Origin of the sequence: Undibacterium sp. GrIS 1.8, from assembly GCF_040544445.1 — a bacterium.
Taxonomy (GTDB): Bacteria; Pseudomonadota; Gammaproteobacteria; order Burkholderiales; family Burkholderiaceae_D; genus Undibacterium.
The window spans coordinates 76,035-89,901 of the sequence record NZ_JBEONQ010000013.1; the positions used below are offsets into that span (position 1 = coordinate 76,035).

The 13,867-nt window shown below is 49.3% G+C and carries 10 protein-coding genes and 1 riboswitch; of the genes, 4 read left to right on the forward strand and 6 right to left on the reverse strand.

All coding sequences use genetic code 11. The features are described from left to right. Nucleotides 1–98: 98 nt before the first annotated feature. The 6 genes from AAKU64_RS08345 to AAKU64_RS08370 all read right to left on the reverse strand — a co-directional run bounded on the left by AAKU64_RS08345 (nucleotide 99) and on the right by AAKU64_RS08370 (nucleotide 9,259). On the reverse strand, nucleotides 99–4,598 hold the full coding sequence (locus AAKU64_RS08345; RefSeq protein WP_354362001.1) for a translocation/assembly module TamB domain-containing protein: 4,500 nt from the start codon (nucleotides 4,596–4,598) through the stop codon (nucleotides 99–101). Nucleotides 4,599–4,656: 58 nt separating this feature from the next. Further along, nucleotides 4,657–6,660 (reverse strand): autotransporter assembly complex protein TamA, encoded by a 2,004-nt coding sequence (locus AAKU64_RS08350; RefSeq protein WP_354362002.1) that lies wholly within the window; start codon nucleotides 6,658–6,660, stop codon nucleotides 4,657–4,659. Then, entirely contained in the window at nucleotides 6,660–7,112 is a 453-nt protein-coding gene (locus tag AAKU64_RS08355) for an ExbD/TolR family protein (RefSeq protein WP_322119898.1), read from the reverse strand. Before AAKU64_RS08355 ends, AAKU64_RS08350 begins: the two co-directional genes overlap by 1 nt. A gap of 5 nt (nucleotides 7,113–7,117) precedes the next feature. Then, entirely contained in the window at nucleotides 7,118–7,813 is a 696-nt protein-coding gene (gene tolQ, locus AAKU64_RS08360) for a protein TolQ (RefSeq protein ID WP_354334361.1), read from the reverse strand. A gap of 159 nt (nucleotides 7,814–7,972) precedes the next feature. After that, complete coding sequence (ybgC, locus tag AAKU64_RS08365; protein ID WP_354362003.1) at nucleotides 7,973–8,374, reverse strand: tol-pal system-associated acyl-CoA thioesterase; 402 nt, start codon at nucleotides 8,372–8,374, stop codon at nucleotides 7,973–7,975. Nucleotides 8,375–8,506: 132 nt separating this feature from the next. Then, nucleotides 8,507–9,259, reverse strand: a complete 753-nt coding sequence (locus AAKU64_RS08370) for an SDR family NAD(P)-dependent oxidoreductase (RefSeq protein WP_354334325.1) — start codon at nucleotides 9,257–9,259, stop codon at nucleotides 8,507–8,509. Nucleotides 9,260–9,545: 286 nt separating this feature from the next. Beyond that, a riboswitch (ZMP/ZTP riboswitch) is annotated at nucleotides 9,546–9,682 on the forward strand. Nucleotides 9,683–9,769: 87 nt separating this feature from the next. On the opposite strand from AAKU64_RS08370, the gene glyA reads away from it, so the two are divergent. From glyA to AAKU64_RS08390, 4 genes are all read left to right on the forward strand, one after another. Continuing rightward, nucleotides 9,770–11,020, forward strand: a complete 1,251-nt coding sequence (gene glyA, locus AAKU64_RS08375) for a serine hydroxymethyltransferase (protein WP_354334327.1) — start codon at nucleotides 9,770–9,772, stop codon at nucleotides 11,018–11,020. Nucleotides 11,021–11,300: 280 nt separating this feature from the next. Beyond that, on the forward strand, nucleotides 11,301–11,768 hold the full coding sequence (gene nrdR, locus AAKU64_RS08380; RefSeq protein ID WP_322119903.1) for a transcriptional regulator NrdR: 468 nt from the start codon (nucleotides 11,301–11,303) through the stop codon (nucleotides 11,766–11,768). Between the two features lie 129 nt (nucleotides 11,769–11,897). Continuing rightward, nucleotides 11,898–12,599 (forward strand): GAF domain-containing protein, encoded by a 702-nt coding sequence (locus tag AAKU64_RS08385; protein WP_354334329.1) that lies wholly within the window; start codon nucleotides 11,898–11,900, stop codon nucleotides 12,597–12,599. 127 nt (nucleotides 12,600–12,726) lie between these two features. Further along, a complete protein-coding gene (locus AAKU64_RS08390; protein ID WP_354334331.1) occupies nucleotides 12,727–13,833 on the forward strand; it encodes an S-(hydroxymethyl)glutathione dehydrogenase/class III alcohol dehydrogenase in 1,107 nt (368 codons plus the stop codon). Nucleotides 13,834–13,867: the final 34 nt, after the last annotated feature.

The window sequence follows — 13,867 nt, forward strand, 5'->3', positions numbered from 1 at the left end:
CATTTTATTTTTAATAACTGCCTTATTGCCCAATGATTCTATGGACAATTTAAATATACCTACCTGGAGTATTTAACTTACTACCCTGACTCTGCATCCTAATTAAATGAAAACGTATAGTAAGCGTCAATCGACGAATCAGTACCAGTGCGGCCAATAATGCTGACTCTTCGGGTCAGTTGCCAACTTAATTTAATCGCGCCGCTGGCGTCCGACAAGCCGCGCTCAACCGACAATACCATGCCAGGCGCTAAGCGCTTACCGACCGAAACGACCTGATCGCCAGAGGTCGCTCCGCTAGTCGATGTGGTGCCAGCTACGGTTTGGCTAGGTAATTTAGAGCCATTGCTAGTATCCGCAGTGCCTAGGGAAAATTCATCAAAACCTAAGCCTTGTACGATGTCCCTTGGAACATTGCGGCTACCATCGCCGCCAAAAATTGCACTGGCTGCCGACATCAGCAAAGACGCGTCATTGCCTGCAATTTGGTCGGAGCCTCGTCCCAATACTAGCCAGGATAATTTTTCTGCATCGGGTACAGTGGGCTCAGAAACCAGCCGGACTTGCGGCGCAGCAACTGTACCAACCACTTCTACGCCGGCTTCTACCGCCAAACCCAGGCGCAAGGCACGGATATTCAAGCCCGGATTAGCTGGCGGACCTTGAAAGTTTAAGATGCCCCGCTCTATCGCCAGTTGTTGCCCGTAACCTTCATACGCACCACCGACAGTGCTGATCGAACCGCTGGCTTGCACCGGATTGCCATCGGAGGAACGTAAGCGGATGCTACCCGCCAACGCCGTATCTAGTCCACGTCCGACAAATACAAAACGTGAGCCCATATCGAAGCTCATATCAAGCCGCGACTTGAGCGCCTTTTTATTGGCATCGTCAGCCGCTTTATTTTGTGCTGCCTTATCTTTGCTGCGAATCACTACCACGTCGCTAGACAAACTTGGCGGCGGCAATTTTGGCAATTTAAAATAGGCACCGTCGGCTCTTATTTTGCCCGTCACATTCCAGACATCTTTAATATTCGCCACACCTAAATCACCGCTCGCAACCAACCACCGGTCATTGCGCTGGAGCAGAGGAAACTGGTTCAGTTGAGCCTGAATATTGCCGGTCTGATTGCGAATATCAATATCACCGCTGGCTTTTAATTCACCCTTTTGACCAACCCAATTCACATCCTGAAATTTAGAATGGCGCGGCATGACGGACACTACATTAGAAAATTCCAAACTATTTAGGCGAACGCGGTTTTCGTCTATCACCGCCTCCAGACGACCATTCGGTAACAACAAACCCTCCGCCGCAAAAGCGACTTCTAATCCGCTTCCACTAATTTTTGCCTGATAACGCGGCTGGCTAAATTGTCCTGCTAATTGGGCATCAACTTGTAATTGGCCTTTAAGCGCCAGACCAGGATTAATCCATGGCCCTAGCCACTGCACGTCTGGGATATTCGCTTTGATCTGCCCTTCTAAAGGCGCATCCGGGGCAATCGCCCATGTCCCGGTTTTTTTACTCAAAGCAGAATTAATACGAGCTTGCCAAGTCCCCAAACGAGCCCCATCAGCGGTTATGGTCAAAGCCATTTTTTCTGCGTCACTACCAACGACCAGACCACCAAATAGCATCTTCATTTGCAGGTCGCGGATACCAAGCGGTATCGCTTTTCCAGTGCCATCCGCATCATTGATACGAACGTCGCCACTCTGGCGCTGCAAGCTGATTTCGCCTTGCAAATGGTCCTTTAACTGTAAATCCCATATGGCATTCAACAGTAAATCGCCATCCACTGCGTACTGCGGTTTAAGCAAGTTAGCCACTGCAATGACGTTCATGGCATTCCATTGCCCTTGCGTTTTTAAACCGTCGGGCGACCACTCCAATTGCTTGAGTACCAGCTTACCAACCACGCCCGAAAATTCTGCGGATCCTAAGCGCACCGACTGGCTGGAGGCAACAATACTCATAGGCGCCAGTAATTTGACATCGGGTTTTCCGCTAAGTACAAAACTCAATAATTGTCCCTGCCATTGCGCTACTGAATTGACAGGCGCAGCAACAACGGCCTGGCTAGCTGAGCCAGCAGATTTATTGCTGACTATTTTTGTAGTTTTTCCAATGGCGTTTAAACCGCCCGCAGCAGTCATGCTGACAGATCGTCTGTTATTAAACCGGCTGTTGAGAGCAATATTATGTGACTCACGAGTTCCATTAATGGATAAGCTAATTTGCTCTGCCAGTACCGGTAAACTCTTATCATTTGGCTTATTTGCGACGATAGTTGGGGCAGCGTTTGCCCCCCTACTTGTTTCTTTACCTGATGCTGGATTTGCACCTGGATTGGTGCCAGGATTTGCAGCTGAACCATATGTATAGGTGGTATCAGCAGCATCTGCCTTCATCAAATTACTGCGCACTGTTTGAGCAATGATATTACCGTCAAACATACCTTGTGAACCGCGAGCCAGATCTAGTTTCGCGGTCAAACTATCAATGCTGATTTGCTGACCCAATTGCTGACTGTAGTTTAGATTTTGTCCAATTAAATCGAGCTTACCTGCAGGCTCACTCATTTTCCCCTGCAAGACCAAATTCGCTTTCAGGCTTCCACCCAGATGCGGCACATCCTGAGTGGTCGGGATTAAATGCGATAAGGCATCCAACTCCTGGATATCGATTGCTAATTGCAACTGTTCCTTGTCGCTCCCCCAAGCACCGCTGCCCGTGACACCATTTTTACCCCAATGCACATCCAGCTTATGCAAAGTCAAGGCCGCATCTTGCTGCCAACGCGCATCAATTGCGCCACTCAGCGCTTGTCCCGCATATTGCCCTTGCAAAGAAGGGAGTTGCACGGACACATCCAGCTTAGGTTGCAATTGTCCCGCGACTGAAAAATCAGCACTGATCTTGCCTGCTGGCGCCGCGATCCAGCGCGAAGGGTCAAAATTCTGAATTACCCCTTTAAAATTAAATGGCTGCGCATTACCGCTCAAGATGATCTCGCCCTGCCCTTGCAAACGAGAATCTACGGCAAGCAGTTCTAGCTTCGCTAACGTAATCTTTGAAATAGTCTGCGTTTTAGTTTGCGCTGTAGTCTTATCTTTAGCCTCAGTCTGACCGCTACTTCCTGGCTGGTAACTCGCATCGACATTTAGACTAGCGCGCGGATCATGCAACTGCGCCTGAAAAGTAATCTGATGATCACCGTCTTTCTGCGCTCTTGTCTGCGCTTGAATATTGCCTTTAATCTGTGTCGGACGAATCCGCGTATCGATCTGCGCCAGATCCACCTCACTCACTTTAAGCCGGGTATCAAAGATAGGGAAAGCGCTGGTCGTAAACTGTATTTGTGCAGCGCCGGAGATTTTCCCCTTACCCATTAATTGCAGCAAGGTTTGACTCAACTCAAGACGATCACCCGACCAGCGTAAGGCAGAAGTCATCGCGCTGACGGGTATTCCGTTTTTGTCTATCGTGTCTGGTTGCGCATTACTCAGTTTAATCGTACCCGCTAATCCATTGAGGCCAAGTTTGGTATCGGGCTTTAGGTCAGCAGCTACTTTTAATTGTGCATGCGGTGCCTGTGCTGCAAATTCGGCGGGGTCCAGTCCATCAATCGTGGCCTGTAATGAATGCAGTATTTCTGTAGAAAATGGTGCCAGTACTGCTTTAAGTTCACCCTTTAATTTAGATAACTTAGGCAGGACAGATGCGGAGGTAACTTGGGCAGAATCAACTGGTTTTTCCCTAGCGAGTTCATCGCTAACTTTGGCTTTGGCATTGAGAACTAATTCTTGCAAAGAACCAGTCAGACTTCCGGTGATGCCCATACGTGGTATGTGCTGATCGATCTGACCCTGATAATCAAACTGCCCCTGCACTACAAATGGCCGGTGAACAGCGACGGTCGCTTGTGCTTGTACGATACCAAAATCAGTGGTGACTTTGGCTTGTAACTGATGCTGCTTTTGGTTGGAGATTAATTGCCCTGTTAATCCGGTCAGTGCGGTAACAGGTGTAGTGTGACCATCGGCATATAGCGTGGCAATCGTCAGGCGGCCAATCGCGGCTTGCTGCAAGGCGACTTCAATAACAACATCGAGATCGCCTGGCAATTGTGGTGATGATTTACTCTCCAGGCTTGCAATCGTCAACGCGGCAATCTGTAAACTGCTGATGGATAATTTGCCGTTAGCCAAACTCAATGGATGCCAGTCAAGCTGTATTCCACTTGCTTTAAGATGCAGCGTCTTCGTTTGATACGACAACTCGCCAATCGATACATGGTCCGACAAACGTCCGCGGACATCGCTTAGCTGCAATTCGCCGCCGCTGGCATTTTGTAACCAATTGAGAATAGTACGCGTGCCATGCTGGGTCCAGCTTGCCCATCCTAAAGTCAGACATAGAATAACCAGTAAAGCGCTAAAAATTAGGAAAAAAATCCTAAGCAAACTTCTGCGCTTCGGTACATTAACATTAGCTAATTCTGCAACAGTAGCGGGCGCAGCAGACGCAGCAGCAGCGCTAACCACCGGGGGTGAGTTTTTTTCATCAGGATTTGAAGGCGTTTGTGTCATAAGCAAATGCTCATTGTGAGCTTAGAAAAAACGGCTTCAGTAGAATATTTCGCCATCATTAAAATGCGACCGCAATCGAAAAATCCAAACGGAATTTTTTTATGTTTTTGCCGTACGCAAGATCAAGTGCAATCGGACCAGCAGGTGTTTTATACCTTCCGCCAACACCAAAACCTTGTTTAACTTTATAGGTATTCCAATCATCCGCTGCGTCACCGGCATCGATAAAAGCAGCAGCGCCCCAATTCGCCTGAGTCCAGTGTACATACTCGGCACTGGCAACACCCATCACCATGCCGCCAGTCACGCCAGTAGGATGCTGAATACCCAGACTTTGATAGCTATAACCGCGCACCGTGCTGCTGCCACCGGCACGGAATAAATAATCCTCAGGAATACCGTCAATACTTGGCGCCAAGACCTGCCCTATTTCTGCTCTGAGTAACAGGACGTCGCGCTTGGCGACCGGTATCCATTGCTGATATTTGGCATAAGTACGGATAAAGCGCTGATCCGAAATTAAGGCTTTTTCTGAGACAGCAAAATCGAGCTGCAAAATTTGTCCTTTGCGCGGTGCAAAGCTGTCATCTACATCGCGCCATGTCCAGCCTACCGAACTGACTAAGGCCTTACTGACCGATTGCGGCTCGCCATCCAGCGCTACCTTTTCACGCGATAAATTCAAACCTAAACGCTGCTCCAGATGCCCACGTGTGCTGGTACGCTTGACACCAATCGCGGTGCGAGTCTGATCTAAACCAGCGAGATTAGATTTGTCTAGTAAGACGCCAAAAGAATCTAAAAATTGATTGTCCCGTGGTGGCAAATAAATGTCTGCATAAGCCAGCTGACGCCTTTGCTCTAGGCGGACTGCACTGCGTAAATCCCAAGCTCTGTCGAGTAGATCGCGGTCACGATAAGACACTTCTGTGCGGAAACCGGTATTGCTGCTGTAACCCACGCCGAACGCCAGATCACGGGGGCGGCGCTCAACGACCGACACATCCACCGGCACGCCGTCAGCTTTGCTCGGATCGGGATCAACACTTACTGCCACAGCAGAAAAATAGGCCGAATTTTGCAAAGCTCTCTGGTATTCCAGCAGGCGCGAGCGGGAATAAGGTTCACCTTTTTTAGGAGGCAAATAGCGATCAAGCAACCAGGGAGGATAGCGCTGCAAACCCGTAATCACCGGATCGCCAAGAGTAAATGGCGGACCACTGTCGATCTCCACCTTTAAGCTACCGGACTGGCTATCTGCATCTATCGTCGCGTTGCTATTGATGATGCTGGCCGAAGCATAGACATCGGAGCGCAGACTCTCGGTAATATCGGTTTTTGCCTTATCCCACTCTTCATCCCTGAAAACAGATCCCACAGGTAAGCGCCAATCGGCAATCAGCGCCTGGCGACGTTTAACTGCATCTACCTTGCCTTGCTTGGCCGCGTCTTCGAGAGCACCGGAAAATTGCAAATCGACTTGCTGTATTGTAGTTCTTGGGCCGGCATCAATATTGACGCGGATGACATTACTGCTGAGGTTGCTACTGAGGTTGCTACTGAGGTTTCCAATGCCACCACGGAAAAGCGAGCCGCCATTTTGGCCATCTTTTCCGGCATCAAATGTGATGACGGGCGAAAAGTATCCCTCTGTCGCCAATATATTGCCGATGTCCTGACGCAATTTTCGGATCAGCGTTGGTGTGACGTTTTGCGGATCGGTATCTGACGATAATTCTGGAATATGTTGTGTCAACAGAGCCAGCCAATCACCTTTAGCAACACCTATCTGGAAACGACGTAAATTCGATTTCGCTACCAAAATCTCTTCTTCCGCATCGGGCGCGATCTTCGTATCGGTGGTGGACGCTAGTGTTGATGTTGGAATTTCTGCTTGTGTTTGTGCTTCCGCCGGTGTTCCTGTCGACGCTGCTGTCGAGCTTGGCGCAGACATCACGCTTGACACTGGGAGGGCAGGAAGCTCGGCAGACGGCGCCTCGGCGTGACAAAAATTTGTCACGCCTATAAATGCTACCAATAAGAATACTGGTTGCAGACGCATCACTTGGTCGCCAAACCAACCCGATTAATACCAAGCTTTTTGGCTTCGGAAATAACTTGAATAATCTCGTCGTATTTCATTTCTTTATCAGCCGATACAAGTACGGCCAAATCGGGTTTTGCCGTGTGATATTCGCTCAACTTTTGCATTAACTGGGCACGATTGGCAGCGGTTTCTTTGGCCTCTTGCTGGTTGTTACCATTGCCAGTTTTTCCGTTAGCGCCTTTGGTATTGATACTGATCACATATTTGTTAGTGTCTAGCGTTACCTCAATATATTCAGACGGCGGCTGGGTTGATTGTCCGGCAGTCGGCAAATTGATGACGCTGGGATTGGTCATCGGAGCAGCCACCATAAAAATAATCAGCAGTACCAACATCACGTCGATATAAGGCACGACATTGATTTCTGCTTTGAATTTGCGTTTACGTTCGCCACGCAGAGAACTCATACAATTTAACGAGATTGTCTCTGCAAAATATTGGAGAACTCTTCAATAAAAGTTTCAAACCGGATCGCCAGACGATCAATATCATGTGAGTAGCGGTTGTATGCCAGCACTGCAGGGATCGCCGCAAACAGACCAATGGCAGTGGCAATCAGCGCCTCGGCAATACCGGGAGCCACCGCAGCCAGTGTGGCTTGCTGTACATTTGCCAAACCTCGGAAGGCATTCATAATCCCCCAGACCGTACCGAACAAACCTACATATGGGGAGACCGAACCGACTGAGGCTAAAAATGATAAGTGCGCTTCCAGATGATCCATCTCGCGCTGATAGGCGGCGCGCATCGCACGACGCGCACCGTCCAGCATGGCAGTTGCATCTAAGCTCGCTTTATTGGCTGATTTGACCTTTTGATATTCGCTCATACCGGCTTCAAAAATACGCTCTAGCGCGCCGGTGTTATTGCCACTGTTACGGCGATTGCTCATTGCAGCCTGATACAACTCACCTAGGTTGCCGCCGGACCAGAAATTGCGTTCAAATTCTTCCGTCTGCTTGCGCGCTTTGCTTATCGCAAACATTTTTCTGAAAATATAATTCCAGCTCGTCACTGACACGCCCACCAGCAAGAGCAGTACCAGTTGTACCAAGATAGAGGCTTCGGAAATCAGGGTAAAAAATGAGAGGTCTTGAGTAACATTCATAACATTCATAGTCTATGTGTGTGAGTTAATTATTCGTATGCACACGGTAGTGTACGTTCGCGCAACTGGTGCCTGGCTTTGTAACTTGCTTGGCTGATTGGTTTAGCTAATTCGCTTGACAGTATTCGTTTGACTTTAGCTACCTGAGTTTTGCTGATTTTACTCGCTCAGCTTTGCCAGCACTTCCGCCGGAATAGCGCTAGGGCGTACGCTGGCGGTACCCACGCATCCTACTTTAATCGTGCCGGTTGCCAGTAAGCGATCACCGCACCAGGCTTCTTGCACAAACTGGACTGAGGCGCGCCCCAGCCTTTCGACCACAACGGTAAGTTTGAGTTCATCATCCAGTCTGGCGGGTGCATGATACTCGACTGCCGTGCCTTTGACGACAAACATGACTTGATGCTGCGTAGTCATGATTTGCTGGCTGATACCGGCCGCGCGCAACCACTCGGTTCTGGCGCGCTCAAAAAACTTTAGATAATTGGCATAGAAGACGATGCCGCCCGCATCGGTGTCTTCATAGTACACGCGTACAAACCAGTTGAATTCTTTAGCCATAATTTAGCAATAAATAAGGTAGAAATTGGGGAGTATCCCCATTTTATATACTTAGTGTCCATAGATTACCTGAACACTTTAAAATACCCCATCCAGTATAAAATTTCAACCTAGGCGACTATATGCGGGATTTTACGCCGGATTACGCTTGATATTGAAAGCGCCGAAACCCTGGCAAGTCGGCATCATTTCTATGTAATTGATGTTGATATGCTTGGGCAATGTCGCAATCCAATAAGCAGATTCCGCAATATCAACTGCCGTCAATGGGACAGTGCCTTCGTACACTTTGGCCGCTGCCTCATCATTCCCTTTGAAGCGGACATTAGAGAATTCGGTACCGCCGCATAAGCCTGGCGCAATATTGGTTGCCCGCACGCCAGTGCCAACCAGATCGGCGCGCAGGTTAAGCGTAAATTGATCAACAAATGCCTTGGTTGCGCCATACACATTGCCGCCCGGATAGGGCGTAGAACCAGCGATGGAACCGATATTAATCACCAGACCGCTGCCACGCTCCACCATCGCAGGCAAAATAGCGCGGGTCATTCTGACTAATCCCTTAGTATTAGTATCGATCATGGTTTCCCAGTCATCCAGATTGGCTAAGTGTGCTGGCTCTGTGCCCAGCGCCAGTCCGGCATTATTGATGAGCACATCGATTTCTTTCCATTCTGCGGGTAACTGCGCCAGCGCCGCGCTGATGGATGCTTTGTCAGTGACATCCATCTTGATAGGTAACAAGGCCGCACCCAGCTCAGCCTGCAAGGCGTCCAGACGATCCGTGCGGCGGGCGGCAGCAATCACTTTATGACCATTCGACGCGAACTTACGCGCCATCTCTTCGCCAAAACCTGAACTTGCACCGGTGATTAAAACGATCATGATTTCCTCTTAGTTTGATGTGATTTTGGATGTGATACTGGATTTGATGCTGATGATGTGACTAATTTTTTGCATGGCGAACATCGTCGCGAAAACGCCTGCCGTCATTCTATGCGGTTTTTCTACAATCGTTATGCCTGAGCTTGTGACGCCTTGTAACCTCCAATGGGCAAACACCTTCAATTTATTTAACGCGAAGTATTCATCAGACTAAAATACCGTTATTCGGCAAATCGCATCCAAATCTTGCTCAAAAATGGGGCTTGGCGTAAAATTTGGGCACCATTTCGTCTCACGTGACTGGCGAAAATGTCTTAAACGCAGCAGTTTGCTCAATTAGCAACAAACGCTGCGCTTGACGACAAAGATGGAGATCCATCGGGAAGCGTGAGATTTCAATAGCCGTGCGCCTGGGTAGCCTGATATGGACATAGCGATTTAGGCTGCCCGTTCCCTTTTCAGGGCACCAGATCATCTGCAATTACCTTCTAATTAAACAGGAAGCTTGTCATGTTCGCAAAAACTCACACCCTCGCCAATACCGATCCAGAATTGTTTGCCGTGATTCAACAAGAGAATCACCGCCAGCAAGAACATATTGAATTGATCGCCTCAGAAAACTATACCTCGCCAGCAGTGATGGAAGCCCAGGGCTCGCAACTCACTAACAAATACGCTGAAGGCTACCCGGGCAAGCGCTACTACGGCGGTTGCGAATATGTGGACGTGGTTGAGCAAATGGCGATTGATCGCCTGAAAGAATTATTCGGCGCGAACTTCGCTAACGTCCAACCTAATTCCGGCTCCCAAGCGAACCAAGGCGTGTTCTTCGCGTTGTTAAATCCGGGCGATACCATCATGGGTATGAGTCTGGCAGAAGGCGGACATCTGACCCACGGCATGCCTCTCAACATGTCAGGCAAATGGTTTAACGTGGTCTCTTACGGCCTGAACGCCGCTGAAGACATCGATTACGATGCGATGGAAAAACTCGCGCGCGAAGCCAAACCAAAAATCATCATCGCTGGCGCATCCGCATTTTCTCTGCGCATCGACTTTGAACGCTTCAGCAAAATCGCCAAAGAAATCGGCGCCTACTTTATGGTCGATATGGCGCACTATGCCGGCCTGATCGCGGCAGGCGTTTATCCTAACCCTATGCCATTCGCCGACGTAGTAACTTCCACCACGCACAAGAGTCTGCGCGGCCCTCGCGGCGGGATTATTTTGTCGAATGATGAAGCGATTGCCAAAAAGATCAATTCAGCGATTTTCCCCGGCATCCAAGGCGGCCCATTGATGCACGTGATCGCAGGCAAAGCAGTGGCGTTCAAAGAAGCACTGACGCCAGAGTTCAAAGCCTACCAGCAACAAGTCGTCAAAAATGCCGCTGCACTGGCACAAACCCTGACTGAACGTGGTCTACGCATCGTCTCCGGCCGTACAGAATCGCATGTGATGCTGGTTGATTTACGCCCTAAAGGTTTGACAGGCAAAGAAGCAGAAGCCATCCTCGGCTCCGCCCATATGACCTGCAACAAAAACGGCATTCCTAACGATCCGCAAAAACCGATGATCACCTCCGGTATCCGCCTGGGCAGCCCGGCATTTACTACACGTGGTTTTAAAGAGGCAGAAGCGATCAAAGTCGGCCATCTGATCGCCGATGTGTTGGACAACCCAAATGATGCTGCGACCATAGAGCGCGTTAAAGTCGAAGTCAAGAAACTGACCGATGCCTTCCCTGTATATTCTGCATAAAACGCAGCATAAGTAATCCACCGTAAAATATTAGCGATAGTGTAAATACGGATCGCAGTAAAACCAACGCCACTCAGACCGAGTGGCGTTGTTGTAATAACTGGTAGTTTTTGTGCCCGTTTTGCCAAATTCAGCTCATAAGTAATACAATAAGAATAAATATACTATCTACCTGTATATTTTAATCGTCCATAGAAAGACTGGACAATCAGGCATTTTCTATAAAAATAATGGGGAGTATGCACTCTACGCTGCATTTTCTTCCCGACTTGGAGTCAGTATGAAATGTCCGTTCTGTCACCACGATGACACGCAAGTAATCGACACCCGCGTGCCGGATGACGGCAATACCATCCGCCGCCGCCGCCGTTGCGCCAATTGCGATAAACGCTTCACAACGTATGAGCGGATCGAACTGGCGATGCCTGTCATCGTCAAAAAGAATGGCAGTAGAACCGAATTTGAAACCGCCAAACTACGCGGCAGCCTGATGCTAGCCTTGCGCAAGCGTCCCGTATCGGCAGAAGCGGTGGACAATGCCATCCAGCGCATAGAAGAAAAACTCCTGGCCAGCGGTGAGCGAGAAGTCGTTTCTGGCCACGTCGGTGAACTGGTTATGCGCGAACTAAAACGTCTGGACAAAGTCGCCTACATCCGATTTGCCTCGGTGTATAAAAGTTTTGAAGACGTATCAGAATTTGCCGAAGCGATTCAAGAAATTGCACAAGAAAAAAAGCCAAAGAAATAGATTGCTAAACTGCTGGAAAAGTGGGCGCCGGGCGCTGCACTGCCGGGCTTTTTCAGCGTTCCGTCCTATGCCACATTGATATGAGACATCTGATAAACTCAGGTACTTTTCAGAACCTCGGGCAGACCAATGTCAATCGCATTTTTTATGGCACACAGCGGCATCGATCAAGCACAATTACCGCTTGATTTTGCGACGCAAGTTTCCAGCTACCAAGAACAACTGCAGCAGTTCATCAGATCCACTGAAAAAGACACGCAAGTCCAATGGCAATATCAAGTGCCAGAATTGGGCGAAGGCGGATCATGCTCTTTGTTTGATCAGCTATCCGCCACGCCCTACGATCTCGCCGCCAGCTTGGGCGGACAAACGTCTGACAATCTGCGGCTCTTGCAACGAGTGACCGCGCTGGTCAAGTTTTATCAGCAACACAGCGGTAGCCAGTGGTTTGGCGTGTATAAAAAAATCGATCAAACACCTACAGGGTCAGATGGTAATTCCGTGCTGGTCAAACTAGCCTACTTTGGCGCCGCGTCGCGTGCCGAATTTCCGCTCACACCTGAATTTGCTGCTAACAGTAATAACAGCACCGTCGGCATCAGCGGTAAGGGGCGGATTATCAATAACGTCAGCGCCTATCTTGCAACCGGCGGCGAGTATTACACCTGCGATCCAAAAGTGCAGGCAGAAGCTTGCTTGCCGATCCTGGCAGTAGATGGTCGCGTGTTAGGGATTATCGATTCAGAAGCATTTACACAGAATATTTTTACCGGTGCTGAGCTCGCTTTGCTCGTCGCGGTAGCTACTAGCTTGTCTAGTATTCTCGGCTAAAAATTGCTGTCAGCTTTTAGTCATTTATTACGAATCTATACATTACGGATCTACCCATTACGGGTTTACACATTACAGTTCTACTTATTACAGTTCACCCTACCTCCTATCACGACAAAGGACAGACATGAAAACCAAAGCAGCAGTCGCATGGCAAGCCGGCAAACCACTGACGATTGAAGAAGTTGAACTGGGCGGCCCCAGAGCCGGTGAAGTCTTAGTCGAAATCAAAGCCACTGGCATTTGCCACACCGATTACTACACCTTGTCTGGCGCTGATCCTGAAGGTATTTTCCCGGCGATTCTTGGGCATGAAGGCGCAGGCGTCGTGGTCGATGTCGGCCCCGGCGTTAAGAGTTTGAAAAAAGATGATCATGTGATCCCGCTCTATACGCCTGAGTGCCGTGAATGTAAATTTTGCCTCTCACAAAAAACCAATCTCTGTCAGGCAATCCGCAGCACCCAAGGTCGCGGTCTGATGCCAGATGCGACTAGCCGTTTCTCATTAGATGGCAAGCCGCTATATCACTACATGGGTACATCGACTTTCTCCAATTACATCGTAGTGCCAGAAATCGCTCTCGCAAAAATTCGTGAAGATGCGCCTTTCGACAAAGTCTGCTACATCGGTTGCGGCGTCACTACCGGCGTCGGCGCTGTGTTGTTCACGGCTAAAGTCGAAGCGGGTGCCAACGTGGTCGTGTTTGGTCTCGGCGGCATCGGACTCAACGTGATTCAGGCGGCGCGCATGGTGGGAGCAAATAAAATTATTGGCGTTGATATCAATCCGGCTCGTGAAGCCATGGCGCGCAAATTCGGTATGACACACTTCGTCAATCCGACCGAAGTCGGTAACGTCGTGGATGCAATTATCGGCCTGACCGATGGCGGCTCAGACTATAGCTTCGAATGTATTGGCAACACCACGACGATGCGTCAGTCACTGGAATCCAGTCACAAGGGCTGGGGTCAATCGATCATCATCGGCGTTGCCGCAGCGGGACAAGAAATCAGTACACGCCCATTCCAGCTGGTCACTGGCCGGGTCTGGAAAGGCTCGGCTTTCGGTGGTGCCCGTGGCCGCACCGACGTACCAAAAATCGTAGACTGGTACATGGAAGGCAAGCTCAACATCGATGATCTGATCACGCACAAACTGCCATTAGAACGCATCAACGAAGGCTTTGACTTAATGAAGAGCGGAGAGTCGATTCGCTCCGTTGTTGAATTCTGAGCTAACTAATTTAAGTGAACTGAAACAGGAGTCA

Bases quoted from the DNA above. Each gene is read 5' to 3' on its own strand.
- nrdR (WP_322119903.1), top strand. From the start codon at position 11,301: ATGAAATGTCCGTTCTGTCACCACGATGACACGCAAGTAATCGACACC.
- AAKU64_RS08370 (WP_354334325.1), bottom strand. From the start codon at position 9,259: ATGATCGTTTTAATCACCGGTGCAAGTTCAGGTTTTGGCGAAGAGATG.
- ybgC (WP_354362003.1), bottom strand. From the start codon at position 8,374: ATGGCTAAAGAATTCAACTGGTTTGTACGCGTGTACTATGAAGACACC.
- tolQ (WP_354334361.1), bottom strand. From the start codon at position 7,813: ATGAATGTTACTCAAGACCTCTCATTTTTTACCCTGATTTCCGAAGCC.
- AAKU64_RS08390 (WP_354334331.1), top strand. From the start codon at position 12,727: ATGAAAACCAAAGCAGCAGTCGCATGGCAAGCCGGCAAACCACTGACG.
- AAKU64_RS08345 (WP_354362001.1), bottom strand. From the start codon at position 4,598: ATGACACAAACGCCTTCAAATCCTGATGAAAAAAACTCACCCCCGGTG.
- glyA (WP_354334327.1), top strand. From the start codon at position 9,770: ATGTTCGCAAAAACTCACACCCTCGCCAATACCGATCCAGAATTGTTT.
- AAKU64_RS08350 (WP_354362002.1), bottom strand. From the start codon at position 6,660: ATGCGTCTGCAACCAGTATTCTTATTGGTAGCATTTATAGGCGTGACA.
- AAKU64_RS08385 (WP_354334329.1), top strand. From the start codon at position 11,898: ATGTCAATCGCATTTTTTATGGCACACAGCGGCATCGATCAAGCACAA.
- AAKU64_RS08355 (WP_322119898.1), bottom strand. From the start codon at position 7,112: ATGAGTTCTCTGCGTGGCGAACGTAAACGCAAATTCAAAGCAGAAATC.